The organism is Micromonospora sp. PRAS1, from assembly GCF_059553435.1.
Genome location: NZ_JCANNB010000009.1, coordinates 73,480 through 97,413, shown reverse-complemented (window position 1 = coordinate 97,413; position 23,934 = coordinate 73,480). Strand labels below are relative to the sequence as shown.

24 protein-coding genes are annotated in these 23,934 nt (G+C 71.4%); 4 read left to right on the top strand and 20 right to left on the bottom strand.

The genetic code is table 11. From position 1 onward, the window contains the following. Positions 1-334: 334 nt before the first annotated feature. The 11 genes from mnhG to AC507J_RS11120 all read right to left on the bottom strand — a co-directional run bounded on the left by mnhG (position 335) and on the right by AC507J_RS11120 (position 11,096). Positions 335-712 (bottom strand): monovalent cation/H(+) antiporter subunit G, encoded by a 378-nt coding sequence (mnhG, locus tag AC507J_RS11170; RefSeq protein WP_496289035.1) that lies wholly within the window; start codon positions 710-712, stop codon positions 335-337. Continuing rightward, positions 709-972 (bottom strand): monovalent cation/H+ antiporter complex subunit F, encoded by a 264-nt coding sequence (locus tag AC507J_RS11165; RefSeq protein ID WP_496289034.1) that lies wholly within the window; start codon positions 970-972, stop codon positions 709-711. Before AC507J_RS11165 ends, mnhG begins: the two co-directional genes overlap by 4 nt. Next, a complete protein-coding gene (locus tag AC507J_RS11160) occupies positions 969-1,580 on the bottom strand; it encodes a Na+/H+ antiporter subunit E (RefSeq protein ID WP_496289033.1) in 612 nt (203 codons plus the stop codon). Before AC507J_RS11160 ends, AC507J_RS11165 begins: the two co-directional genes overlap by 4 nt. Beyond that, positions 1,577-3,154, bottom strand: coding sequence for a Na+/H+ antiporter subunit D (locus AC507J_RS11155; protein ID WP_496289032.1), 1,578 nt, complete (start codon positions 3,152-3,154; stop codon positions 1,577-1,579). The genes AC507J_RS11160 and AC507J_RS11155 overlap by 4 nt, the downstream gene beginning before the upstream one ends. Continuing rightward, positions 3,151-3,621 carry a Na(+)/H(+) antiporter subunit C gene (locus AC507J_RS11150; RefSeq protein ID WP_496289031.1) on the bottom strand — a complete coding sequence of 157 codons (471 nt, stop codon included), beginning with the start codon at positions 3,619-3,621 and terminating at the stop codon, positions 3,151-3,153. The genes AC507J_RS11155 and AC507J_RS11150 overlap by 4 nt, the downstream gene beginning before the upstream one ends. Then, positions 3,618-6,443 carry a Na+/H+ antiporter subunit A gene (locus AC507J_RS11145; protein ID WP_496289030.1) on the bottom strand — a complete coding sequence of 942 codons (2,826 nt, stop codon included), beginning with the start codon at positions 6,441-6,443 and terminating at the stop codon, positions 3,618-3,620. The genes AC507J_RS11150 and AC507J_RS11145 overlap by 4 nt, the downstream gene beginning before the upstream one ends. A gap of 132 nt (positions 6,444-6,575) precedes the next feature. Then, positions 6,576-7,553, bottom strand: coding sequence for an ion transporter (locus AC507J_RS11140; RefSeq protein ID WP_496289029.1), 978 nt, complete (start codon positions 7,551-7,553; stop codon positions 6,576-6,578). Between the two features lie 68 nt (positions 7,554-7,621). After that, positions 7,622-8,227 carry a hypothetical protein gene (locus AC507J_RS11135; protein ID WP_496289028.1) on the bottom strand — a complete coding sequence of 202 codons (606 nt, stop codon included), beginning with the start codon at positions 8,225-8,227 and terminating at the stop codon, positions 7,622-7,624. Beyond that, positions 8,224-8,652 carry a hypothetical protein gene (locus AC507J_RS11130; protein ID WP_496289027.1) on the bottom strand — a complete coding sequence of 143 codons (429 nt, stop codon included), beginning with the start codon at positions 8,650-8,652 and terminating at the stop codon, positions 8,224-8,226. Before AC507J_RS11130 ends, AC507J_RS11135 begins: the two co-directional genes overlap by 4 nt. Positions 8,653-8,805: 153 nt before the next feature. Further along, on the bottom strand, positions 8,806-9,624 hold the full coding sequence (locus AC507J_RS11125; RefSeq protein ID WP_496289026.1) for a M15 family metallopeptidase: 819 nt from the start codon (positions 9,622-9,624) through the stop codon (positions 8,806-8,808). A 176-nt stretch (positions 9,625-9,800) separates the two neighbouring features. After that, positions 9,801-11,096 carry a D-alanyl-D-alanine carboxypeptidase family protein gene (locus tag AC507J_RS11120; RefSeq protein ID WP_496289025.1) on the bottom strand — a complete coding sequence of 432 codons (1,296 nt, stop codon included), beginning with the start codon at positions 11,094-11,096 and terminating at the stop codon, positions 9,801-9,803. Between the two features lie 305 nt (positions 11,097-11,401). Here AC507J_RS11120 and AC507J_RS11115 point away from each other — a divergent pair, with 305 nt between their 5' ends. Next, positions 11,402-12,658: a hypothetical protein gene (locus AC507J_RS11115; RefSeq protein ID WP_496289024.1), complete on the top strand. Its 1,257-nt coding sequence runs from the start codon at positions 11,402-11,404 to the stop codon at positions 12,656-12,658. 116 nt (positions 12,659-12,774) lie between these two features. Here AC507J_RS11115 and AC507J_RS11110 read toward each other — a convergent pair whose 3' ends face one another. Continuing rightward, entirely contained in the window at positions 12,775-13,494 is a 720-nt protein-coding gene (locus AC507J_RS11110) for a MerR family transcriptional regulator (protein WP_496289023.1), read from the bottom strand. Positions 13,495-13,673: 179 nt separating this feature from the next. On the opposite strand from AC507J_RS11110, the gene AC507J_RS11105 reads away from it, so the two are divergent. Further along, positions 13,674-15,947: an ATP-binding cassette domain-containing protein gene (locus tag AC507J_RS11105; protein ID WP_496289022.1), complete on the top strand. Its 2,274-nt coding sequence runs from the start codon at positions 13,674-13,676 to the stop codon at positions 15,945-15,947. Between the two features lie 43 nt (positions 15,948-15,990). Here AC507J_RS11105 and AC507J_RS11100 read toward each other — a convergent pair whose 3' ends face one another. Together AC507J_RS11100 and AC507J_RS11095 are read right to left on the bottom strand one after the other, a co-directional pair. Further along, positions 15,991-16,410, bottom strand: coding sequence for a protein-tyrosine phosphatase family protein (locus tag AC507J_RS11100; protein WP_496289021.1), 420 nt, complete (start codon positions 16,408-16,410; stop codon positions 15,991-15,993). 70 nt (positions 16,411-16,480) lie between these two features. Further along, the gene (locus tag AC507J_RS11095) at positions 16,481-17,281 is read right to left on the bottom strand and encodes a DedA family protein (protein WP_496289020.1); all 801 of its coding nucleotides are present in this window, start codon (positions 17,279-17,281) and stop codon (positions 16,481-16,483) included. A gap of 91 nt (positions 17,282-17,372) precedes the next feature. Here AC507J_RS11095 and AC507J_RS11090 point away from each other — a divergent pair, with 91 nt between their 5' ends. Further along, positions 17,373-18,071, top strand: a complete 699-nt coding sequence (locus AC507J_RS11090; RefSeq protein WP_496289142.1) for a carbon-nitrogen hydrolase family protein — start codon at positions 17,373-17,375, stop codon at positions 18,069-18,071. Positions 18,072-18,080: 9 nt separating this feature from the next. Here AC507J_RS11090 and AC507J_RS11085 read toward each other — a convergent pair whose 3' ends face one another. From AC507J_RS11085 to AC507J_RS11065, 5 genes are all read right to left on the bottom strand, one after another. Then, entirely contained in the window at positions 18,081-19,733 is a 1,653-nt protein-coding gene (locus tag AC507J_RS11085) for a serine/threonine-protein kinase (RefSeq protein ID WP_496289019.1), read from the bottom strand. An 86-nt stretch (positions 19,734-19,819) separates the two neighbouring features. Further along, complete coding sequence (locus AC507J_RS11080; RefSeq protein WP_496289018.1) at positions 19,820-20,032, bottom strand: hypothetical protein; 213 nt, start codon at positions 20,030-20,032, stop codon at positions 19,820-19,822. 2 nt (positions 20,033-20,034) lie between these two features. Further along, on the bottom strand, positions 20,035-21,090 hold the full coding sequence (locus AC507J_RS11075; protein WP_496289017.1) for a LacI family DNA-binding transcriptional regulator: 1,056 nt from the start codon (positions 21,088-21,090) through the stop codon (positions 20,035-20,037). A gap of 136 nt (positions 21,091-21,226) precedes the next feature. Continuing rightward, positions 21,227-22,108 (bottom strand): Sco1979 family transcriptional regulator, encoded by an 882-nt coding sequence (locus AC507J_RS11070; RefSeq protein WP_496289141.1) that lies wholly within the window; start codon positions 22,106-22,108, stop codon positions 21,227-21,229. A 139-nt stretch (positions 22,109-22,247) separates the two neighbouring features. After that, positions 22,248-22,487 carry a DUF397 domain-containing protein gene (locus AC507J_RS11065; RefSeq protein WP_341715565.1) on the bottom strand — a complete coding sequence of 80 codons (240 nt, stop codon included), beginning with the start codon at positions 22,485-22,487 and terminating at the stop codon, positions 22,248-22,250. A 249-nt stretch (positions 22,488-22,736) separates the two neighbouring features. On the opposite strand from AC507J_RS11065, the gene AC507J_RS11060 reads away from it, so the two are divergent. Beyond that, entirely contained in the window at positions 22,737-23,384 is a 648-nt protein-coding gene (locus tag AC507J_RS11060) for a GGDEF domain-containing protein (RefSeq protein ID WP_496289016.1), read from the top strand. A 46-nt stretch (positions 23,385-23,430) separates the two neighbouring features. On the opposite strand, the gene AC507J_RS11055 is transcribed toward AC507J_RS11060, so the two are convergent. Continuing rightward, positions 23,431-23,913 carry a type II toxin-antitoxin system PemK/MazF family toxin gene (locus AC507J_RS11055; RefSeq protein WP_496289015.1) on the bottom strand — a complete coding sequence of 161 codons (483 nt, stop codon included), beginning with the start codon at positions 23,911-23,913 and terminating at the stop codon, positions 23,431-23,433. Between the last annotated feature and the right edge of the window lie 21 nt (positions 23,914-23,934).

Sequence of the window (23,934 nt, the reverse complement as noted above, 5' to 3'; positions counted from 1 at the left end):
AACGCGCCTTTTCGCCCTTTTGCGGGGACGAAAAGTGCATGATCGACGGCCGCGGGTGGGCGCGGGGTGAGGGTGAGGGTGAGGGGGGTGGGGGTGGGGGTGAGGGGGCCGGGGCGCTGGTTAGGGGCGCGGGGCCGGGTCCTGGAGAGGCCTGGTCAGGGCCGGAAGTCTGCGGGAGATGCCGGCGGGCACGGCGGTGCGACCCGGCAACGGCCAACTGGCCTGGCGATATTGCGGTTCTGACACGGCGTACTCCTTCCGGCTCCAGTCGGGTTCGACCTGATGCGGAGAAGAGTATTGACGACCGGAGGCGGTCGCAATTGATATTGCGCGGTCAGGCGCGGGCCGGGTCGCCCTGCTCGCGGGCCACCCGGTCCAGGTGCGCAGCGAGTTCGTCGGTGAGCAGCAGGTCGGTGCGGATGTCGTCGTGCGGGTAGGCGGCCCGGCCGACCATGTGCGCGGCCACCGGTGCGGTGGCGAGCTGGAAGATGCCGACCAGCACCAGCGTGGTGATGTCCACCCCGGTACGCAGCCGCAGCCCGGCACCGACCAGCACCAGCAGCAGGCCGAGGACCTGCGGCTTGGCGGCGGCGTGCATCCGGGTGAGCAGATCCGGGAAGCGCACCAGGGCGACCCCGGCCGCGAGGCTGAGCAGCGCGCCGCTGATCAGGCAGACGGCGGCGACGATGTCGAGGACGGCGTCGAGACTCATTTGCTGTTTCTCCGAGCGGCGAAACGGGCGACGCTTACCGACCCGACGAAGCCGAGCACGGCCAGGACCACAAGCACGGGTAGCGCGGTGGCGTCCCGGCTGTAGGCGGCCTCGGTGGCGATGGCGGCGACGATGACGGCCAGCAGCACGTCGGTGGCGACGGCCCGGTCGAGGATCGACGGACCGCGGATGATCCGGGTCAGCGTGAGCCCGCCGGCCGCGGCGAGCAGCACGGTGACGATCACGGCGACGACGGTCATGTGGTGGCTCCTTCCAGGTCGGCGTCTTCACGGACGCGGCGTTGCTCGTCCGGCGAGCCGATGGCGGCGATGATCCGCGCCTCCAGCTCCAGCACGCCACTGCGGAACTGTTCGACCTCGTCCAGGCTCTTCAGGTTGATGACGTGCACGAACAGGGTGCCGGTGGTCCGATCCGCCTCGAGGATCAGGCTCCCCGGCACCAGGGACAACGCCTCGGCGGTGAGGGTGAGGTTGAGGTCGGTGTTCACCCGCAGCTGCACCGCGATGATGGCGCTGTGCGGAATGTGCCCGGGTCGCAGCGCCAGCCAGGCGATCTGGACCGAGGCGACCACCAGGTCCCGCAGGAACCGCCCCCAGAAGCGCAGCGTGGGCACCGGATGAATCCGGCCGGCGAAGGTCACCGGCGGCAGCGGGAAGACCGCCAGCAACACCGCCGCCGCCACCAGTCCACCGATCACGTTCGCCCAGGAGAAGGTCCCCCACAGCAGCACCCAGACGGCGACGAGGGCAATCACCGCGACAATCTGGTTGCGGCGCCGGGCGGCCCGACTCAGGGGCGGGTCCGGCGCGTCGGTCGGGTCGGCCGGGGTCATCGGGTCGGGATTCACGGCGTACCTCCCGGGAAGACGGCCTCGACGTACGGAGTGCGCCGCAGCAGGTCGTCGGCGGCGTCGGTGCTCAGGTCGAACAGCGGCCCGGCGACCAGGGTCAGCACCAGGCCGAACGCCACAAGCGCGACGGTCGGCGCGATCATCAGCCCGGGCATCACGGCACCGGTCTGCGCCACGGCGACGCCCTGGCCCGGCTGCATCGCACCGTCGGCACGGGCCGCCCGGTCCGCGTCGTCCTCCCGCGGCATCTCCGGATGCGGTGCCCGCCAGAAGGCGAGGTTCCACACCCGGGCGATCGCGTACAGGGTGAGCAGGCTGGTGATCAGACCACCGGCGACCAGGATCCAGGCCAGCACGCCGCCGTCGTCGATGCCCGCCTGCACCAGGCCGAGCTTGCCGAGGAACCCGGAGAAGGGTGGGATGCCGGCGAGGTTGAGCGCCGGTACGAAGAACAACACGGCCAGCAGTGGTGACAACCGGGCCAGACCGCCGAGGCGATCCAACGCGGTACTGCCGCCACGTCTTTCGACCAGACCGGCGGCGAGGAACAGGGTGGTCTGGATGGTGATGTGGTGCACCACGTAGAAGATCGCTGCGGAGAGGCCGAGCGACGAGGTGAGCCCGACGCCGAAGAGCATGTAGCCGATGTGACTGATGAGCGTGAAGGAGAGCAACCGCTTGATGTCCGACTGCGCGACCGCGCCGAGGATGCCGACCACCATCGTCAGCACCGCGGTCACCAGCAGCAGGGTGGCCGTCCGGCCGCCGGGGAAGAGCAGCGTCTCGGTACGGATGATCGCGTACACGCCGACCTTGGTCAGCAGGCCGGCGAAGACGGCGGTGACCGGGGCGGGCGCGGTCGGATAACTGTCGGGTAGCCAGGCCGACAGCGGGAAGACCGCCGCCTTGATGCCGAAGGCGAGCAGCAGCATGCCCTGAAGCACCAACCGCATGTCGTCCGGCAGGGCGTCCAACCGCTCCACGAGCTGGGCGAGGTTCAGGGTGCCGGTCGAGGCGTACACCAGTCCGATGGCGACCAGGAAGATCACCGACGAGAGCAGGCTGACCACCACGTAGGTGGTGCCGGCCCGGATCCGGGTCTCGGTGCTGCCCAGGGTCAGCAGCACGTAGCTGGCGACCAGCAGGATCTCGAAGCCGACGTAGAGGTTGAACAGGTCGCCGGAGAGGAAGGCGTTGCACACGCCCGCGGTGAGCACCAGGTAGGTGGGGTGGTACACCGACAGCGGCGTCTCCTCGTTGCCGTCGGCCATGCCCTGCCCGATGGAGTAGACCAGCACGCAGAGGGTGACCGTGGCGGAGACGACAAGCATCAACGCGGCGAGTTGGTCGGCCACCAGCACGATGCCCAGCGGCGCGCCCCAGCCACCGACCTCCACCACCAGCGGCCCGTCCAGGCTGGAGCGGACCAGCAGCGCCGCGGCCACCGCGACGGTGGCGGTGAGCACGGTGAGGCTGACCCAGCGCTGGGCGCGGGGCCGACCGAGCAGCAGCAGCGTCAGCGCCGCGCCGAGCAGCGGCATCACCACCGGCAGCGGAACGAGGTACGTCACTCGGGCCTCCCCGCGTTCGTCGAGGCGGGAACCGGCCGTTCGCCCTCGGTCGTCACGTCGTCGCCGTCGGCTTCGCCGTCCCCGTCGTCTTCCGTGCCGGGACCCTCATCGCGTTCCGCGAGGTCCATGATCCGGCGGTCCTCGACGTCGTCCTGCACCTCGTCGTGCCCGTTGAGGTGCCAACTGCGGTAGGCCAGGGCGAGCAGGAACGCGGTCATCCCGAGGGTGATCACGATGGCGGTGAGGATCATCGCCTGCGGCAGCGGGTCGCTCATCTCCTCCTGCGCGGTGGTGCCGACGATCGGCGGACCGCCGGCCCGACCACCGGTCAGCAGCAGCAGGTTGGCGCCGTTGCCGAGCAGGATGACGCCCATCAGCACCCGGGTGAGGCTGCGTTCGAGCAGCAACGTCACGCCGGCGGCGACAAGCACGCCGACCACGATGACGTAGGTGAGGTTGGGTGTCACACCAGCTCCTTTTCCCGGACCTCGACGTCCTCGGTCTCCTCCTGCTGGCGGTCCATCTCCGCGCCGAGGCTGCGCAGGATGTCAAGCACCAGGCCGACGACGATCAGGTAGACGCCGACGTCGAAGAAGACTGAGGTGACGAAGTGGATGTGCCCCAGTACCGGCAGGTGGAAGTCGAGCATGGCGGTCTGGAGGAACTCCCCGCCGAGCAGCATCGCGGCCACGCCGGTGCCGACGGCCACGAACAGCCCGGCACCGAGCACCACGCCGGCGTCCACCGGCGCGGCGCCGTTGAGTTCCGTCCGCCCGCCGGCCAGGTAGCGCACGGCCAGCGCCAGGCCGGCGACCAGGCCGGCGGCGAAACCACCGCCGGGCGCGTTGTGGCCGCTGAACAGCAGGTAGATGGAGAACAGCATGATCGCGTGGAACAGCAGCCGGGTGACCACCTGGAGGATGACCGACTGGGCGCGGGCGGTGGCACCGGTGGTCAACCAACGCGGCCGGGACTCCGCCCGGACCCCGCCGGGAATGTCGCCGCGCCGGTCGAGGTCGCGGGCATGGCGGAAGATCAGGCTGGCCACGCCGGTGGCGGCCACCACCAGTACCGCGATCTCGCCCATGGTGTCCCAGGCCCGGATGTCGACAAGGGTCACGTTCACGACGTTCTTGCCGCCGCCGTACGAGACGGCCTCGTCCGGGAAGTCCACGGAGATCGGAATGGCCTGACGGGCCCCGGCGGCGACGTAGGCCATGCCGGCGGTGACCGCGCCGACCGCGACGCCGATGGCGACCCGCCCTCGGCGGCTGGACCGGATCGGTCGTTCCGAGAATTTCTCTGGCAGCCGGCGCAGCACCAGCACGAACATCACGATCGTGACGGTTTCCACAAGGAACTGGGTCAGGGCCAGGTCCGGGGCGCCGTGCAGGACGAACAACAGTGCGATGCCGTAGCCGGCGACGCCGACCAGGATCATCGCGGTGAGCCGGCGCAGAGCGCGGGCCGCCATCACGGCGGCGACGACCACCACGGCTCCGGCCACCACCTGCAGGGGGGTGTCCCACAGGTGAAAGCGCTGCGGCCACGGGCTGCCGGCCAGCAGCGCGCCACCCGGCAAGACGACCAACACCACCAGGATGACGCCCAGGTAGAACGGCAACGAACCACGCTGGGTGGCACCGGTCAGCTCCACCGCAAGCCGGTCCACCCCGGCGATGGCCTTGCCGTAGGCGGCAGCGCCGTCGAAGGGCAGTCGCAGGGTGGCCCGTACGCGTTCGCGACGCATCAGCAGGAAGAGCCCGACACCACCGGCCACGGCCAGCACCGACAGTCCCAGCGCCGGCGTGAGCCCGTGCCACAACGCCAGGTGATAGCCCGGGTCACTGCCGGTCGGGTAGAGATCGGCGTACGGGGCGAGCAGGCGGTCCACCGCCGGGGCGAGCAGACCCGCCGCGGCACCGGCGACGGCGAGCACCGCCGCGGGCGCGAGGAAGGGCCAGCTGATCGGCTTGACCACGGTGCTCGGGGTGTCGGCCTTGTCGGCGAAGGCACCCCAGAGGAAGCGCAGCGTGTACGCGACGGTAAGCACCGAACCGAAGATCACGCCGGCCAGCACGGCCAGGTCGGCGGCGGTGCCGTGCAGCAGCGCCTCGACCGCCGCCTCCTTCGCCACGAACCCGGCCATCGGCGGCAGACCGGCCATCGAGGCCGCCGCGAGACCGGCCACCACCGCCAGGGCCGGCGCCTTGCGGCCCACCCCGCTGAGTTCACGCAGGTCCCGGCTGCCGGTGGCGTGGTCGATGACGCCGACGGTGAGGAAGAGGGTCGCCTTGAACAGGGCGTGCGCCAGCACCATCGCGGCGCCGGCCAGCGCGGTGTCCCGGGTGCCGGCACCGAGGATCACCATCAGCAGACCGAGTTGGCTGACCGTGCCGTACGCCAGCAGCAACTTCAGGTCCACCTGGCGCAGCGCGGTCCAGCCGCCGAGGAACATGGTGATCAGGCCGGTGACCAGCAGCACCGGCCGCCACGGGGTGAGGCCGGCGAAGGCGGGCCCCATCAGGGCGACCAGGAAGACGCCAGCCTTCACCATCGCCGCGGCGTGCAGGTAGGCGCTTACCGGGGTGGGTGCCGCCATCGCGCCCGGCAGCCAGAAGCTGAACGGGAAGATCGCCGACTTGCTCAGCGCACCGAGCAGGATCAGCAGTACGGCCACCGCCAGGTAACCGCCGCCGGGCAGGTTCTCGGCCACCTCCGACCAGCGGTAGGTGCCGGCGTGCTGGCCGAGCATGATGAACCCGGCGAGCATCGCCAGGCCGCCCAGCGTGGTGACCAGCAGCGCCTGCATGGCCGCCCGCCGGCTGGCCCGCTTGGCCGGGTCGTAGCCGATGAGCAGGTAGGAGAAGACCGTGGTCAGCTCCCAGAACACGTACAGCAGGAGCAGGTCGTCGGAGACGACCAGGCCGAGCATCGCACCGGCGAAGGCGACGAAGACGGCGGCGAAGCGGCCGAGCCCGGGGTCGTCGGAGCGGAAGTAGCGGGCGCTGTACGCCAGCACCAGCGCGCCGACCCCGCCGACCAGGACGACCAGCAGCCAGGACAGGGTGCCCATCCGCAGGGCGAGTTCCAGGCCGAGCTGCGGCACCCACGGCACCGTCTCGACCACCGGTTCGCCGGAGCGCACCCCGCCGGTCTGGGTCAACGCCCAGACCAGGGTCGCGCCGGGGGCCAACGCCACCAGATAGAGAGCCTGCCTGCCCCAGAGCCGCACCAGCGCCGGGGCGATCACGGCTGTCAGCGCATGGACCGCCACCAGTGCCAGCACACACCCTCCCCAGAGATCATCAGTCGGTGTAACGACCCTATCTGGTGCCGACCGTTATCCGCATCCGTCGTGATCCTGATCAAACGCGGACGCACCGAGTGACGCGGGCCTGGTGGGGTGGGGTTAGTGTACTCAATCCTTCCCGGTTCGGCGGCTCCGTCCGTCATCGCGGTCGATGCGAAGCTCCCGCTCAAGTTCGACGATGAGGGTGCGTAGATCGTCGAGCCGCTGACTTATCGCGATCCGGTCCACCTCGTCCGGTATGCCGTCACCGTCCTCGTCGTACCCCGGTGCCAGCCCCTCGGTCATCTCCAGCCGGCGGGCCTCCTCCATCGAGTTGACGATGACCGCGATCAGGATGTTCAGCAGCACGTTGACGGTGAGGATCACGAAGCTGACGTAGTAGAGCAGGGTCCACGGGGCGAAATCGATGGCGTCGGCGATGTGGTCGGGCAGCGTCTCCAGGGAGAGCAACACGAAGAGCGTCAGCAGGGACCGGCCGATGTCACCGTAGTCCTCGGGGTACGCCTCGCCGAAGATCAGCCAGCCGGCCATGCCGTAGACGTAGAGCGTCACCACGCCCAGGGCGAAGAAGCCGCCGACGCCGGGCAGGCTGCGCCACAGTGCGGTGACGATCGTCCGCAGGCCGGGCGAGAACCGCACCAGCCGCAACATCCGCAGCACCCGGACGACCCGCAGCAGCGCCGAGTCGCCGTGCAGGGCCGGTACGAAGATCGCCGCGATCACCAGGAAGTCGAAGACGTTCCAGCCGTGCCGGAAGAAGTCCTGCGGCCGGCGACCGTACGCGATTATCCGGATGGCGATCTCGAGGACGAACACGGCCCGGAAGAACCACTCGACGGCGTGCAGCGCGGAACCGGCCGAGCCCAGGTTGGGATAGGTCTCCAGGCCGAGCACGACCCCGTTGGCGATGATCACCGCGATGATCACCAGCTCGAACGGACGGGACGCGGAGATCCGGGCGCAGAACGCGACCAACCGGGCGCCACCCGTGGGGCGGGCCCGATCATCCCGCTGGGCCGGTATGCGGGTCCAGCTCACCGCCCGGCCGGCCCCGGTGGGGTGACCGGGGCCGGCGAGGGCGCCCACCGTGCGTCGTCAGGACGCTGACGTACGGCAATCATGGACGACAGCCTACGGGGAAAGGATCTAGGACATCACCCACCCAGCCGACGGACCATGTTCATGACGGTCTCGATCTGGGCACCGCCCTTGATCGGATAGTTGGTGGCGCCGAGGTAACCCCACCAGTCCCAGCAGCCGTTCGGATTGCTCGCCACGGGGATGGCCTGCGGATACAGCACGATCATCTGGTTGGTGTCGGCGTACTGGTTGAGATTGGCGCGGTCCACGAAGGAGGTGCCGACCCGACTGTGACCCTGAAGACACCCGTGCAGCGCCACCAGCAGACGACAGCTCGCCCCCGCCGCACAGGACGCCGGAACGTAGGCGAAACCGTTGGCGTCCATGCTCAACCCGTTGGCCCAGCCGTTGACCGCGAACGTGTTCTGGCTGAACCGCACAAGCGTGCCGCCGAGCGGCCCGGTGTTCGGCGGCTGCACCGAGCCGAGCAGCTTGCGCAGGAAGGTGCCCTGCGGGTCGGTGCCGCAGTCGTTGAGGTAGGGCGCCGCCGTGGCCGAGCAGCCGGCCGTCCCGTACGGCGTGACCCAACCGTGCCCGGCCGAGGAGCCGCTGTCGTACTGCACGCTGGCGCCGAAGTGTTGCTGGTAGCGGACCAGGTCGTCGCTTACGGACCGCTTCACGTCTGGTCGGCTCCACCGTGGAACACATAGACCGGCTCGCCGGAGAGCCCGCTGACCGGGTCGATCCAGCCGCTCGCGGCCCAACTGCGGGTGTAGGTCTGCAACGCGCTGAGGTGGGTGGGGTAGACGTTGTCGCCGCAGCCGTAGAGCGCCTGGGCGACGTTGTTCTGCGCGCAGTAGTAGGGGCCGGCGGCGAAGAGTGCCGCTCCCCTGATCCGCTGCGAGTAGGCCACCTGGAGTTGGGTGGCCAGGTAGGCGCCGGAGGAGACACCGGCGACGTACACGCCGGATACCCGGTACGTCGACAGGGTCCCCGAGACGGGGGTCTTGGTGTGCGGGATGGTGGCGGCGGAGGCGGGTGCGGCGGGCGTCAGCAGCAGCACCGCGACGGCGCCGGTGAGCATCCGCAGCAGAGTTTTCGTCAAGACGCTCTCCCTGGTGGTGGTGAGCGCCGGCGGTGGTGTCGGCGTACGGCGACGCTAGCGTGAGCTGGGTCACCGACGACATGAGCGCGGCACACATCTCGACGGGTCGCGCTGTGGTGCCGGCCACCGCAGCCGCGTACCCCTCGACGCGGCTCAACCCGCCGAGGAACGGGCGACCGGCAGGTCGAAGTAGGTGTCCGGCCAGGGTTCGTCGCGGTAGCGGAAGTGCCACCACTCGCGGTCGTAGCCGACGAACCCGCCGTCGGTCATCAGCCGCCTGAGCAGTTCCCGGTTCCGCCTGGCCGGGGCGTCGACCTGGGACGAGTCGACGTGCGCGAGCGGATCGAAGCAGTCGAAGCCGGTGCCCATGTCGACGCTGTTGTCGGCAAAGCGTCGCTCGCGCGCGGCGGTGCAGGCGACCAGCGGCTGACCCGGGACGTAATCGGGCTGTTCGGGTACCGGCACGTCGATCAGGGTCAGGTCGACAGTGCTGCCCCGGCTGTGCGCGCTGGGCGCGCCCAGGTAACCCTGGTCGAACAGGTCGGACTTGGCCACCCGGGGATAGAACTCGGCCTTCATCTGCTGCGCGTCGGGTTGGCGCGCCCAGGTCGAGAAGTCCGCCACCGAGCGCCGGGGCCGGTAGCAGTCGTAGACCTTCAGGCTGTGCCCGGTGGCCAACGCCGCGTCCTGCACCCGGCGCAGCGCCGCCGCTGCCGCGGCGGTGAGCAGGCAGAGCGGTTCCGGATAGCCGTCGACGGGCCGGCCGACGAAGTTGTGCGCGGTGGCGTACCGGATGTCGGTGTGGATCCGTGAATCCACCTCGGAGAGCAGCACGAGGCCCGGCCGCCCCGACGGCGACGGCTGCGGCGCAGGCTGCGGTGGCCGTACGCACCCACCCACCACACCCACTGCGGCCAGGACTCCCAGCAGCGGCACGGTCAGCCGGACGCGACCCGTCGGCGGGGCGCTCATTCGCGGTGGGTGGGAGTCCGAGTGGGTGCGGCGGCGGGCAGCAGGGGCGCCGTGATGAACGCCGCGGTCACCGCGGCGGCGAGGCGGTTGACTCTCACATCCAGCGACACTATCGGGTGATTTCCGGCCAGTCTGGCGAATCGACCAACACGCGGGTTCCCGGTCTGCCGAGGCGATCAACGCCGTCGGGCGGCGAGCACGGCCAGCCCGATCGCGGCCAGACCGACCGCCAACGCCACAAGCGTGCCGGCGCCCGGCCCGTCGTCGAGCGCGGCCGAGGTGGTGGCGTCCGCCGACGGCGCGTCGCCCGGCTGCGGCGCGGCCGATGGGGCCGCCTCCGGCGCGTCCAGCTCCCCCGGTTCCACCAACCGGCCGACCGTGGCACCCGGCGGCAGCGCGAATCCCCAGTCGAGCAACGCGGCGCCCTGTTCCCAGCCGCGCTGCGGCCGGGGCTCGGCGCCGAGCAGCGTCACCACCAGCCGGCGGCCGTCGCGCTCGGCGGCACCGACGTAGGTGTGTCGGGCATAGTCGGTGAAGCCGGTCTTCTCGCCCAACGCACCGGGGTATTGGTAGATCAGCTGGTTCTCGTTCTGGATCTCGAAGCCCTTGGCGCGCAGCGCCTTCTGCGCCGGGATCCGGGTCCGCTCGGTGAGTGCGTACCGGCGGAAGGCCGAATCGGCGAAGCAGGCCCGGGCGATCAGCGCCAGGTCGTACGCGCTGGTGAACTGACCCGGCGCGTCCAGCCCGGACGGGGTGACCGCGCGGGTCTGCAACGCGCCGAGCCGGCGGGCCTGCTCGTTCATCGCCCGCACCCCGCCGGCCGCACCGTCCGGTCCCCCGCCAAGCCGGGCCAGCGCGTTCGCCGCCTCGTTGCCGGACTGCAACAGCAGTCCCAGCCACAGGGTCCGCACCCGGTACTGGCCGCCGACGAGCAGCCCCACGGCCGAGCTGCCCGGCGCGATGTCCAGGTCCTCCCGGGTAATCGTGACGAATTCGTCCGGGTCGAGGCGGGGCAGCATCGTCGCGGCCAGCAGCAGCTTCTGCACGCTGGCCGGGGTGGCGTACTCGTGCGGGCCGCAGCCGCCCAGCACCTCGCCGCTGTCCAGATCGGCCACCAGCCACGAGGTGGCGGTCACCTGCGGCGGTGCCGGCACGTTCGGCGGCACGATCAGCCCGGGAGTGGCGAGCGCGTCCCCGCCGACGACCAGATGCTCCGGCGTGGACGGCGGTGGCGTGGGTCGGGGCGACCGCTTCACCTTCGGCGCCACCGCCTTCGGGCAGGGCAGCGCCGTAGCGCCGCCGGTCGGCGCAGGCACGGCCGGCGGCGCGGTGACCGGTGTCGCGGGCGCAGCTCCGGCGGCGACCGACACCTCGCCGGAAACACGCTCGGTGGCCGGCAGGACACTCCCGGTCGCGGGAATCGTCGCGAGCGCGAGGACGACGGGAGCGGTCACCAGAGCCCGGACTGTCATGAAGACGCAGCCTAACCGCAAGATCTCCGACCGCGCGTACCGACGCCGGTCCATCGAGGAGGAAGCGAACGGCGATCTTTCCGCGTCGGCGTTGAACCGACAGCCCGGGCCGCCGCGTATCCACGACCGAACCATCGCAACCTTCCGGACCAGCAACGGGAGCGCTCCCGCCGCCGGTCCGACAGCATCCGCGGAGGGGACGTACGGCGGGCCGGCCGCCGCCGTCGGTCACCCTCCCGGCATCCACGGCGCATCAGCCGGCGGGGTCCGACCCCGTCGGGCGGTCAATCATGAGGAGAGAAAGCATGGTCAGGCGTACGCGAAAGCTCCAGAAGCACGCCGCGCTGAAGCTCGGCGGGGTCGGCGTCCTCGCGGTGGCGCTGCTGGGGGCCGGTCTGACGCTGGCCTCGGCCGACGACAGCGCCGGCTCCGGGGCGCAGACGGCGAACTGCCCGACGGTGCGGGACAAGCTGGCCAACGTACCGGCCGCCGCACAGGCCGGAGTCGAGCAGGAACTGGCAAACCTCGACAAGCAGATCGAGGAAGCCAACGCCCGCCTCGCCCAACAGGCCGCCAACCCCCAGGGCGGCGCCAACTTCATCCAGAACGCCATCCTCGGCCCACTGGCCAGCAAGCGCACCGCCGCCCTCGACCGGATCGGCATCAACATCAACCGCGCCGGTGGGCAGCGGCCCGACCTGAGCAGCCTGGCGAACTGCGGCCTGAACGCCGCCGGCACCCCCAGCGCGGTCAACGGCAACGCGGGCGCCGGCAACAACGGCAACGCCGGTAACGGCAACGCGGGCAACAGTGGCGGTTCGAGCGCCGCCGGAGCGCAGACGGTCAACTGCCCGACGGTGCGGGACAAGCTGGCCAACGTACCGGCCGCCGCACAGGCCGGAGTCGAGCAGGAACTGGCAAACCTCGACAAGCAGATCGAGGAAGCCAACGCCCGCCTCGCCCAACAGGCCGCCAACCCCCAGGGCGGCGCCAACTTCATCCAGAACGCCATCCTCGGCCCACTGGCCAGCAAGCGCACCGCCGCCCTCGACCGGATCGGCATCAACATCAACCGGGTCGGCGGGCAGCGGCCCAACCTCGCCGCCCTGGCCACCTGCGGGCTGAACGGTGCCGGCACCCCCAGCGCGGTCAACGGCAACGCGGGCGCCGGCAACAACGGCAACGCCGGTAACGGCAACGCGGGCAACAACGGCAACGCCGGTAACGGCAACGCGGGGAACAACGGCAACGCCGGTGTCGCCCAGACCGTGAGCTGCCCGAGCGTGGCCGACCGGCTGCCGGCCGTGCCCGCCCAGGCCGCCGCCGAGGTGCAGCGGGAACTGGCCAACCTGGACGCGCAGATCGCCGACGCCAACGCCCGCCTCGCCCAGCAGGCCGCCAACCCCCAGGGCGGCGCCAACTTCGTCCAGAACGCCATCGTCGGTCCCCTGGTGGACCGGCGGGTCGCCGCCATCAACCGGATCGCCACCGCGATCGGCCGGGTCAACGGCAACCGTCCCGCCGACCTGGTGAACCTGGCGTCGCCCTGCACGGTGCGCTGATCCCGCGAGACATCGACGGTGGGCGGTGGCCTCGGGCCACCGCCCACCGCGCTGCGCACCAGATCACAACTGGTTGACCGGACGGTCACCCTGCGGTTAGAAACGCCGCAATGCGGTCACGGCGCGGCGCGGCCCAGGTAGTCGTGCAGAGCCGCCGACGCGGCCAGCCGTCGCAGGCTGCGCCGGTGCAGGTCCTGCTCCCGGCGGGCCAACTCGGCGCGGACCCGTTGCGGGCTGCCGGTGGTCCGCAGTTCGTCGAGCACGGCGGTGATGATCTCGAACGGATAGGCGCCTCGGCGCAGCAGCGCCACCACCTGGGCGGCGCGCACCTCGCTCTCGTCGTACACCCGGTATTCGGTGCCCCGCTCGCGGACCGGTCGGAGCAGCCCGCGAGCCTCCCAGAGACGCAGCTGTGAGGTGCGAACCCCGACCAGATCGGCCACCGCGCCAATGCGGACCGCGCGGCGCGGCGCGGCGACCGGCGGGCTGGTCACCACCGTCTCGAACGCGCCGAGCACCCGACGGATCTCGGCGCGCTCGCGGTCCAGTTCGGCGTGGCCGGCGTCGAGGGCCGCCAGCGCCGCCGGCAGGTCACCGCGGTGCACCGCCGCCATCACCTCCCGGGTACGCGCCCAGCCGTGCCCCTCGGCCATCGTCCGCACCACGGCGAGCGCCAGGGCATGCGCATCGGTGAAGATCCGGTAGCCGCTCGGGGTGCGCTCGACCGGCGGCAGCACACCGAGATCGACGTAGTTGCGGACCTGCTGCACGGAGATGCCGACCGTCGCGGCGAGGTCGACCGCGCGCAGTCGGCGGTTGCTCGTCGGACCCGCCACCCGATCACCCTACCGCTTACGCGTCGTTTGAGACTTTCGGTCAGATAGCTCATCAGCCCACGCGATAAATGCGGCAAAAGTCTCTACAGGCGCGTGAATGAGACACTTGAAGTGGTCAGGCCAATCCCCCACCCGGTGTCCCGGGTGGCGGTCCGTCCACGATCTCGCGAAGGGTTCGCATGCAGCAGCCAGCACAGTCCGCCGCCGACAGCCACGATCTGATCGAGGTACGCGGGGCGCGGGAGAACAACCTCGCCGACGTCTCGGTCGACATTCCCAAGCGCCGGCTCACCGTCTTCACCGGGGTCTCCGGCTCCGGCAAGTCCTCGCTGGTCTTCGGCACCATCGCCGCCGAGTCGCAGCGCCTGATCAACGAAACCTACAGCGCCTTCCTCCAGTCGTTCATGCCCAGCCGCTCCCGGCCGGACGTCGACTCGCTGCGCAACCTCACCCCCGCCATCGTGGTCGACCAGGAGCGGATGGGTGCCAACTCGCGCTCCACAGTGGGCACCGCCACCGACGCGTACGCGATGCTACGGATCGTCTTCAGCCGGCTCGGCACCCCACACGTCGGCGGGGCCGGAGCGTTCAGCTTCAACCTGGCCGAGGGGATGTGCCCCGCCTGCGAGGGCCTGGGTCGGGTCTCCGACCTGGACGTCAACGAACTGGTGGACGTGGAGAAGTCGCTGAACGACGGCGCCATCACGGTGCCGAACTTCGGCGTCGACACCTGGTACTGGCAGACCATCGTCGGCTCCGGCCTGTTCGACCCGGACGTCAAGCTCCAGGACTTCACCCCGCAGCAGTGGGCGGACTTCCTGCACAAGCCGGCCACGAAGATCAAGATCGGTGGCACCAACATCACCTACGAGGGTCTGATCGTCAAGGTGCGCCGGCTGTACCTGGCCAAGGACCGCGAGTCCATGCAGTCGCACATCCGGGCCTTCGTCGACCGGGCGGTCACCTTCACCACCTGCGCCGACTGCGGCGGCACCCGACTCAACGCCGCCGCGCTCTCCGCCCGGATCGCCGGGCGCAACATCGCCGAGTGTTCCGCCATGCAGATCAGTGACCTGGCCGAGTTCGTCCGGGGCATCGACGACGAGTCCGTCGCCCCGTTGACCGGGAACCTGCGGGACCTGCTCGACTCGCTTGTCGAGATCGGGCTGGGTTACCTCAGCCTCGACCGCGAGTCCGCCACCCTCTCCGGCGGCGAGGCGCAGCGGGTCAAGATGGTCCGGCACCTCGGCTCCAGCCTCTCCGACATCACGTACGTCTTCGACGAACCCACCGTCGGCCTGCACCCGCACGACATCGCCCGGATGAACGACCTGCTGCTGCGGCTGCGGGACAAGGGCAACACGGTGCTCGTCGTCGAGCACAAGCCGGAGACCATCGCGGTGGCCGACCACGTGGTCGACCTGGGACCGGGCGCGGGCACCGCCGGTGGCACGATCTGCTACACCGGTGACGTGGCCGGGCTGCGTCGCTCCGACACCCTGACCGGCCGCCACCTGGATCACCGGGTACGGCTGCGCGACCGGGTCCGTACCCCCACCGGCCAGCTCGCCATCCGCCACGCCGACCTGCACAACCTGCGCGACGTAAGCGTGGACGTCCCGCTCGGTGTGTTGACCGTGGTGACCGGGGTGGCCGGCTCGGGCAAGAGTTCCCTGATCCACGGCTCGCTGCATCGCCGGGACGGAGTGGTCGTGGTGGACCAGTCCCCCATCCGCGGCTCGCGGCGCAGCAACCCGGCCACCTACACCGGTCTGCTCGACCCCATCCGCACCGCCTTCGCCAAGGCCAACGGGGTGAAGCCGGCGCTGTTCAGCGCCAACTCCGAGGGCGCCTGCCCGACGTGCAAGGGCATCGGGCTGGTCTACACGGACCTGGCGATGATGGCCGGCGTCGCCTCGGTCTGCGAGCAGTGCGAGGGCCGGCGCTTCACCGACCAGGTGCTCACCTACCGGCTGCGCGGCAGGAACATCGGCGAGGTGCTCGGCATGTCCATGGCCGAGGCCCGGGACTTCTTCCCCAGCGGACCCGCGCGGGCCATCCTGGACCGGATGACCGACGTCGGGCTCAGCTACCTGACCCTGGGCCAGCCGTTGACCACCCTCTCCGGCGGCGAGCGGCAGCGGCTCAAGCTGGCGATCCACATGGCCGACCGGGCCGGCACGTACGTGCTGGACGAGCCGACCACCGGCCTGCACCTGGCCGACGTCGACCAGTTGCTCGCGCTGCTGGACCGGCTCGTCGACGCCGGCAACACGGTAATCGTCATCGAGCACCACCAGGCGGTGATGGCGCACGCGGACTGGCTTATCGACCTCGGGCCGGGCGCGGGGCACGACGGCGGCCGGATCGTCTTCACCGGCACCCCCGCCGACCTGGTCGCCCACGGCGACACCCTGACCGCGCAGCACCTGCGTCAGTACGTCACACGCTGAGCGGCGGGCCGGCTCGTCCTCCCCCGGTGAGCCGGCCCCGGTCTCAGACCAGCCGACGCAGCCAGCGACGTTGCCAGGGGGTCTCCACCGCGCGGGGCCGGTACGCGGCACGGACCCAGTCGACGGCCCGGTCGGCGGGCAACCCGTCGAGAATCGCCAGCGCGGCCAGCGCGGTGCCGGTCCGGCCCGTACCGCCCCGGCAGGCCACCTCCACCCGCTGGCCGGCGTAGCCGCGGCGCAGCGCCTCGCGCAGGGCGTCCAGGGCGTCCGCCCGGTCCACCGGCACCCAGAAGTCGGGCCAGCGTACCCGCCGGTACTCCCAGCCTGGTGTCGGACCGGGCGCGAGCAGCAGGCTGAAGTCGGCCGGCGACGCCGCGTCCGCGATGCGCCGTCCCCGTACCCTTACCCCGCCGGGCAGCTCGACGACCCCGACCGCGTCCGCCCAGCCCAGTTCCCCGTCCATCGGCGTAGTATTTCGCGAATCCTGGTGCCGGACCGCCCCTGCCGGCGACGGACGAGGTCGGGCGGCGGATTCAGCGGGGTGGGTGCTGGTCGGGGCGGCGCTGGTCGTCGGCCCAGGCGCTGCGGTAGATGGTGCCCCGGCCGTCCGGGTCGGGCACCCCGGCCTGCGTGACGTCGCCCAGTCCCGCGCCGCTGTCGTTGGACCTGAGGCCACCGGAGCGCCGGGACCTGCGCAGCCGGGTCACCACGAACCAGACCAACCCGATCACGCAGGCGACGATTACCAGGTTCTGGAGGATCCCGGCGTACCCCTCGACCAGGTGCCAGTTGTCTCCGAGCAGGTAGCCGGCCAGCACGAACGTGGTGTTCCAGATCAGGCTGCCCAGCGTGGTGTAGAGGACGAAGGTGAGCACCGGCATGCGTTCCACACCGGCCGGGATGGAGATCATGCTCCGGAAGATCGGAATCATCCGGCCGAAGAAGACCGCCTTGACGCCGTGCTTGAGAAACCACTCCTCGGTCCGGTCGATGTCGCTGAGTTTCACAAGCGGCAGCTTGGCCGCGATCGCCCGCGTCCGCTCCCGTCCCAGCCCCGCACCGATGTAGTAGAGGGCCAGGGCGCCCAGCAGCGAGCCGAGGGTGGTCCAGAAGATCGCCCCGACGACGCTCATCCGGCCCTGCGCCGCGACGAACCCGGCCAGCGGCAGGATGACCTCGCTCGGAATCGGCGGGAAGAGGTTCTCCAGCGCCACCGCCAGCCCTGCTCCCGGACCGCCGAGCCGCTCCACCAGGTCGGTGACGAAACCGACCAGGCCGTCCTGAGGGGGCCCGGACGGGCTGGGTTCTTCGGCGGCGTACGGCAGGAGAATCATGGCCCCTACGCTACGAACTGATCCTGGGAACCGCTCAGTCGGTATCGACTTCCGGAACGAGAAGACTCTACGCTGCGCAGGCGTGGAGGTGATGTCGGTGCGCACTCCGTTACGGCTCGCGGTCGCCCAGCCAACCTGCGAAGCGTACGACGTCGGCGCGAACGTGGCAGCGCACGTGGCGCTGGTCCGCGCGGCGGCGGCCCGGGTGGTGGTCTTCCCGGAACTCTCGCTTACCGGCTACGAACTGGACGCCGCACCGGTCGACCCGGCCGACCCGCGACTGGCACCGCTGGTCGAGGCGTGCGCGGAGACGGGGACCGTCGCGCTGGTCGGCGCGCCCGTGGCCGGCGACCACATCGCCACCCTGGCCGTGGAGGGCACCGGCGCGCGGGTGGCGTACCGCAAGATGTGGCTGGGCGCGCCGGAGGTCCACCGCTTCACACCGGGGCGCGAGCCGGTGGTGCTGACGGTCGACGGTTGGCGGCTGGGCCTGGCGATCTGCAAGGACACCGGCGTCGTCGAGCATGCGGCACGGACCTGTGCCCTCGGTGTCGACGTCTACGTCGGCGCCATCCTCCACCAGGCCGACGAAGCGGAACTCTCCGACGAGCGGGCGCTGCGCGTGGTCAGCACCCACCGGGTGGTCGCGGCGGTCGCCAGCTTTGCCGGCTCGACCGGCGGCGGCTACTCCGAGGCCGCCGGCCAGTCGGCGATCTGGGCGGCGGACGGCCGGCTGCTCGCCCGGGCCGGCAGCGCGCCGGGCGAGTACGTGCAGGTGACGCTGACCTGACGAGGCCGGTCAGTCCTCCTCGGGCAGCGTCGCTTCGAGCCGGTCGAGCAGGTCGTCCAGGCGGTCGGCGAAGTCGGCGGGGAGCCGACCGTCCTCGGCCTCGTCCTCGATGCGGTCGCGTAGCTTCTCGATCCGCTTCTCCCGGTCCTTGGGCTTGCCCCCGGCGAGATCGGTGAGGTCCTTGCGGAGCCGATCGGCGGCCTTGCGGTCGATGTCACCGACGAGTTGCGCCTCCGCGAGCAGGGTGACGAACTCGGTGGCGGTCTGCCGCAGGCTGACCGGTTCGGGGTCGGCCGGCGACGGGTCGGGACGCGGTGCCGCCGGGGTGGCCGAGGTCGGCACCGCAGCCGGAGCGGCCGGCGCGCTGCTGGCCGCCGCCCCCGGTGCCGCCCCGCCGTCGCCGTCGCCGTTGCCCTGGGCGAGCAGCGCACCGAGCCCGACGAGCAGCGCCAGGCCGGCCGCGACCAGCGCGCCTGTCGGTGGGGCGTACCGCCGCCGGGACCGACCGGAACCACGCCCGTTGCGGCCGACCCCACGGGCCAGAGCACCCGTCACCGGCGCGGACGCCGACCAGGGCGGGGCTGCGGCCCGCGCGGAACCGGGACCAGCGAAGGTGGAACCACCGGGCGCGGTCGCGGTGCCGGTGGCGGTCGTCGGGCCGATGGCGGTCGGGCCGATGGCGGTCGGGGCGGTGGGGCCGGTGGCGGGCCAGGTGCCGGCGCGGTCCACGAGGGTCGGCGGCTGGACGGAGGCAGGCCGGCTCACGGTGTCTCCCTGGCCGGCCGGCGCGACGATCGGCAGCAGGGCGGTGAAGGGTCCCGCCGTGCCGGCCGTGGCGGCACGCAGCCGAGCGGCCGACTCCGCGGCACCGGGCCGCCGGGCCGGCTCGGGGTCGAGGCAGGCCAGCACCAGGTCGGCGACGTCGGCGGGCAGCCCCGGCACCTGCGGCGGTGCCACCGGCGGCCGGCGGGCGTGCACCAGCACGGCCTCCTCCCAGCTGCGTACGGGCAGCGGAACGTCACCGGTCAGGGTGCGATAAAGCAGTACGCCGAGCGCGTACACGTCGCTGGCCGGATTCGGTGCCCCGGCGTGCAACCGCTCCGGCGCGGTGTACGCGGGCGTACCCATCATCGGCTCGCTGCTGCGCCCGGTGCCGGCGGACTGCGGACCGGCGAGCGCGGCGATGCCGAAGTCGAGCACCTTGGCACCGGTGTCGGTAAGCATGACGTTGCCCGGTTTGATGTCCCGGTGCACCACCCCGATGCGGTGGGCGGCGGCAAGCGCGGCGGCGACCTCGGCGGCCGTGCGGAGCGCGGACGGCCAGGGCAGCGGGCCCTCGGCCAACCGGTCGGCGAGGTTGCGCCCGTCGACCAGTTCCATCACCAGGTATGGCACGGTGCCGCCGTCGAGCGTCGCCTCGCCGTAGTCGTACACCTGGGTCACGTGTGGGTGGGCCAGCCGGGCCGCGGCGCGGGCCTCCCGCCGGATCACGGCCCGCAGTTCCGGATCGACGGCGAACGTGCCGGCGAGCACCTTCACCGCGACGGGTCGGCCCAGCACGTCGTCGTCGGCGCGCCACACCTCGGACATCCCACCGAGGCCGACGCGGTCGTGCAGCACGTAACGGTCGTGCAACCGTAGGTTCGGCATTAACGGCGACATCGGCATCCAGTCTGCCTGGTCGCCCGGGCGGTCCACCACCCGCCCCGGCCGGCTACCGATTGTTAATAGGGGGCCCTTTTACCACGCTAGGCGTTAGCAAGGGGCCCTTCCTTGCACGGCAGCGGGGTGGGTTGGATCTGGTCGGCGAGGTGGTGCAGGGCGGTCGCGGCGAGGCGACGGACGCCGGCCAGTGGCGTGGCGCGTGGCGGGTCGGGGCGGACCGGCGCGTCCGGTCGCGCGGAGGTGACGTGCCGGGTGACGGCGTCGACGGCGAAGATGAAGCCGGTGGGCTGTTCCATGGTCAACTCCTCGGGGCTGGTCCGCTGCTGGTGCGGACGACGAGTGTGGTGGGCAGGAGGATCTGACCCGCCGAGGCCTCCGTGGGCGGGTCGAAGAGGAGGCCGGCCGCCGAGCGGCCCTTCTCCTCACCGGGCTGGCGCACGGTGGTCAGTCCGGCGGTGGCGGCGTCGGCGATGTCGTCGAAGCCGGTCACCGAGACCGTCCGGCCCGGCCCGCCGGGCGCCGCGAGCGCGTCGAGCGCGCCCAGGGCGAGCACGTCGGAGCAGGCCAGGACGGCGGTCGGCGGCTCGGGAAGGGAGTCGAGCCCGCGTACGGCCGCGGCACCGGCGGCCCGGCTGTTGCCGGGTGCGGAGAGGATCGTCAGCTCGGGCCAGCCGACGCCGACCACGGCGAAGGCGTCGGCGAAGCCGGCGAGACGGTCGCGGGTGGTCGGGTGCGGTACGTCGGCGACGTCCGCCACCCGCAGCCGGCCGGTGGCGGCGTCGGGCAGGACGTCGTCGCCGAGCAGGGCGACCCGCCGGTGGCCGAGACCGGCCAGGTGTTCGGCGACCGACCGGGCGGCGGCGCGCTCGTCGATGCCCACCCACCGGTCGCCCGCCCGGGGACGCGAGGAGGTGGTGACGAAGGGCAACCCGCGACCCCGGATGGTGTCGAGGATGTCCTCCTCGTCACCGGCGCAGTAGACGCAGAAACCGTCGACAGCGGCGTTCTCCACCGCCTTGCGGGCACCCGCCGGGTCGGTGGGCAGCGGGACCAGCAGCAGGCTGCTGCCGTGCCCTTCGGCCGCCTCGGAGACCCCGGTGAGGAACCGCAGCGCGAACGGGTCGGTGAAGGCGTACGACAACTGCGAGGTGAACAGCACGCCGATGGCGCCCACGAAGCCGCGTCGCAGCGAGCGGGCGGTCGGGTCGGGACCCGGATAGCCCATCTCGCGGGCGGTGTCGAGGATCCGTCGGCGAAGCTCAGCCGAGAGCTGGTCCGGGCGGGAGTAGGCGTTGGAGACGGTGCTCCGCGAGACACCGACGGCCTCGGCGACGGCTCGCAGGGTCGGTTTCATCGGCCCGCCCTCTCTTCTGGATCGATTCAGACTGGATCGATCCAGAGATTAGCCGCAGAGAGCGAAGGATGTCAACGCAGATGATTGACGGCCCCGCTGCCCCGCGCCGTCTGCGCAGGTCAGCGGGGCCGGAGAGTCACACGGAGTCGATGTCGGCGATGATCCGCTTGAGGATGTCCGGGGTGTTCTCCGGCGGCTCGGCCTCGACGCAGAGTCGTTCCATGGCCAGCGCGTAGAAGTCGAGATCCTCGCGCTTGTCCAGGTAGAGCGCGCTGGTCAACTGCTCGATGTAGACGATGTCCGGCAGGTCCTGGTCACCGAAGCGGAGAATTGTGAAGGCACCGCCGGCCGCAGCGTGCCCACCGGCGGCGAACGGGATCACCTGCAACCGGACGTTCGACGTCCGGGTGGCTTCGAGCAGCGCCTCCAGTTGGCCACGCATCACCTGTGGACCACCGATCGGCCGGCGCAGCGCCGCCTCGTCGACCACCGCCCAGAGCCGGGGCGGGCGCGGGCGGTGCAGCAGCTCCTGACGCCGCATCCGCAGGTCCACCCGGCGATCGACCTCGACCGGGTCGGCCCCGGAGTGGCCGAGCAGCACCACGGCCCGGGCATATTCCCGGGTCTGGAGCAACCCCGGCACGAACTGGACCTCGTAGCTGCGGATCAGCACCGCCGCAGCCTCCAGGCCAAGGTACGACTGGAACCACGACGGCAGCACGTCACCGTAGCGGTGCCACCAGCCCGGACTGTTGGCGTCCCGGGCCAGCTTGAGCAGCGCGGCGCGCTCCTGCTCGGCGGTGACGCCGTAGAGGGTGAGCAGATCGGCGACGTCGCGCTCCTTGAAGCCGACCCGGCCCAGCTCCATCCGGCTGATCTTCGATTCGGAGGACCGGATCTCCCAGCCGGCGCTCTCCCGGGTGACCCCGCGTGACTCGCGCAGCCGGCGCAGTTGCGCGCCAAGCAGCATCCGCAGCACGGTCGGCCCTGCCGCCGGGCCCTGCTCGGCGGAAACCATGGTCACCTGCCGTCCTCCGCATGTCATCCGGTGGGCCGAACCGGTGAACCGGCCCGACCGACCTGTAAGCATGCCATGAACCATCAGTGAGGTGAACCTCCATCCCGTGCGCGGCGATTCCCGCAGATGGGATGTGGGGTCAGCTGATCAGATGATCGAAGTCTCCGTCCCGGGCACCGCGCACGAACGCGGCGATCTCGTCCACGGTGTAGATCAACGCCGGCCCCTCCGGGTGCCGGGAGTTGCGCATCGCGATCCCCGCACCTCCGGGCAACTCCGCCAGTTCGACGCAGTTTCCACTGGGATTGCTGCGCCGGCTTTTCTGCCAGGCGAGAGGAGGCAACTGGGGTACGGGAACACCGTTCGGCGGCTGCTGCATGTGTGCGTGGTTCTCTCCGGTAGGCGCCGGTGCCGTGGGGAGGAGCGGTAGCGGCATGAGGGGACGGTGTCGACTCTCGATGATTCTGCACGTGCATCTGCTATTGCATCTGCAATGGACAGCGAGCATGATAGCGCATGTGAGCGGTGCGCATCCGCTCACATTCTGTTACGTGAACCTGGCCGCCACCAGGGGAAACGAGGTGTCTGGCCGCGCTGGGCGCTGCGGCGGGGGCGAAGGGAGAGGTCGGTGCCGGATCCGCTGACCGTCGCGTCCGGCATCTGCGCCGCGGGTGCCCTGCTCTCCTCCTGGCAGCTGGGCCGCCGGGCGGTACGCGCCGAGGCCGAGATCGGTAGGCTCCGCGCCGAACTAGCCGCCGAACGGCACGCGGCCAGCCACGATCCGCTGACCGGCCTGCCCAACCGGCGGGCCTTCTACCGTCTCGCCGCGGCGCTGCTCACCGACGGCACCGGCCGACCGCTGGTCGCGGTGGTGCTCGACCTGGACGACTTCAAGCAGATCAACGACCGGTACGGGCACTCGGCCGGTGACCACGTCCTGATCCACGTCGCCCAGCGGCTGGCCGCCTTCGCCGGCGACAACCCGGTCGGGCGACTCGGTGGTGACGAGTTCGCCGGGTTGCTGGCCAGCCCCACGCTCGACCACAGGTGGATCGACCAGGCCACCCGGCGGCTCTACGACATGCTCGCCGCGCCGATCCCGCTGGGTGGGCTCACCCTGCGGGTGACCGCCTCGGTCGGACTCGCGCCGGTGCAGGGGACCCAGCTCACCGAGGCGCTCGACCGCGCCGACGCGGCGATGTACCAGGCCAAGGGGCTCGGGTCGGGCCGCAGCGGCCGGGCCCTACGCGACACCGCCCACCTCGCCGAGTGCTGAGAGACCGGCCGGGGGCGGCTGCCGCCCAGGGCCGCCCGCTGTTCGCTCAGTGCCAGCCGTAGCCGGCGCGCAACGCCTGACTGACCCGGTCGAACCGGGCCCGGTCCAGCACCGCGCCCTCGCGCCGGATGCCGTCCTCGCGCATCGTCAGTACCCGGTCCAACCGCACCCAGCTGGGCCGCTTCTCCCGATCCCACTCGCCGGGGCCCAGCGCCAGCCAGTGCCGCTCGCCGTCGCGATCCCGCTGGCTGGAAAGCATCAGCCCGAACAGCGTCCGACTCTGCCGGCCCACCACAAGCACCGGCCGGTCCTTGCCCTGCCGGGGATCGTCCTCGTAGGACACCCAGGTCCAGACGATCTCGCCCGGGTCGGCCTGGCCGTCGGGCTCCGGGGCATACGACAACTCGCGGCGTTGCAACGCGTTGACCTGACGAGGCCGCGCGACCCGGGCCGGAGTCGGCCCGGCACGCCGGGGGGTCGGAATCGCCGCGCCGACGCGGGCCGCCATGCTCCGCAACAGACCTGCCACGGCGGGCAGCCTAACCGCCGT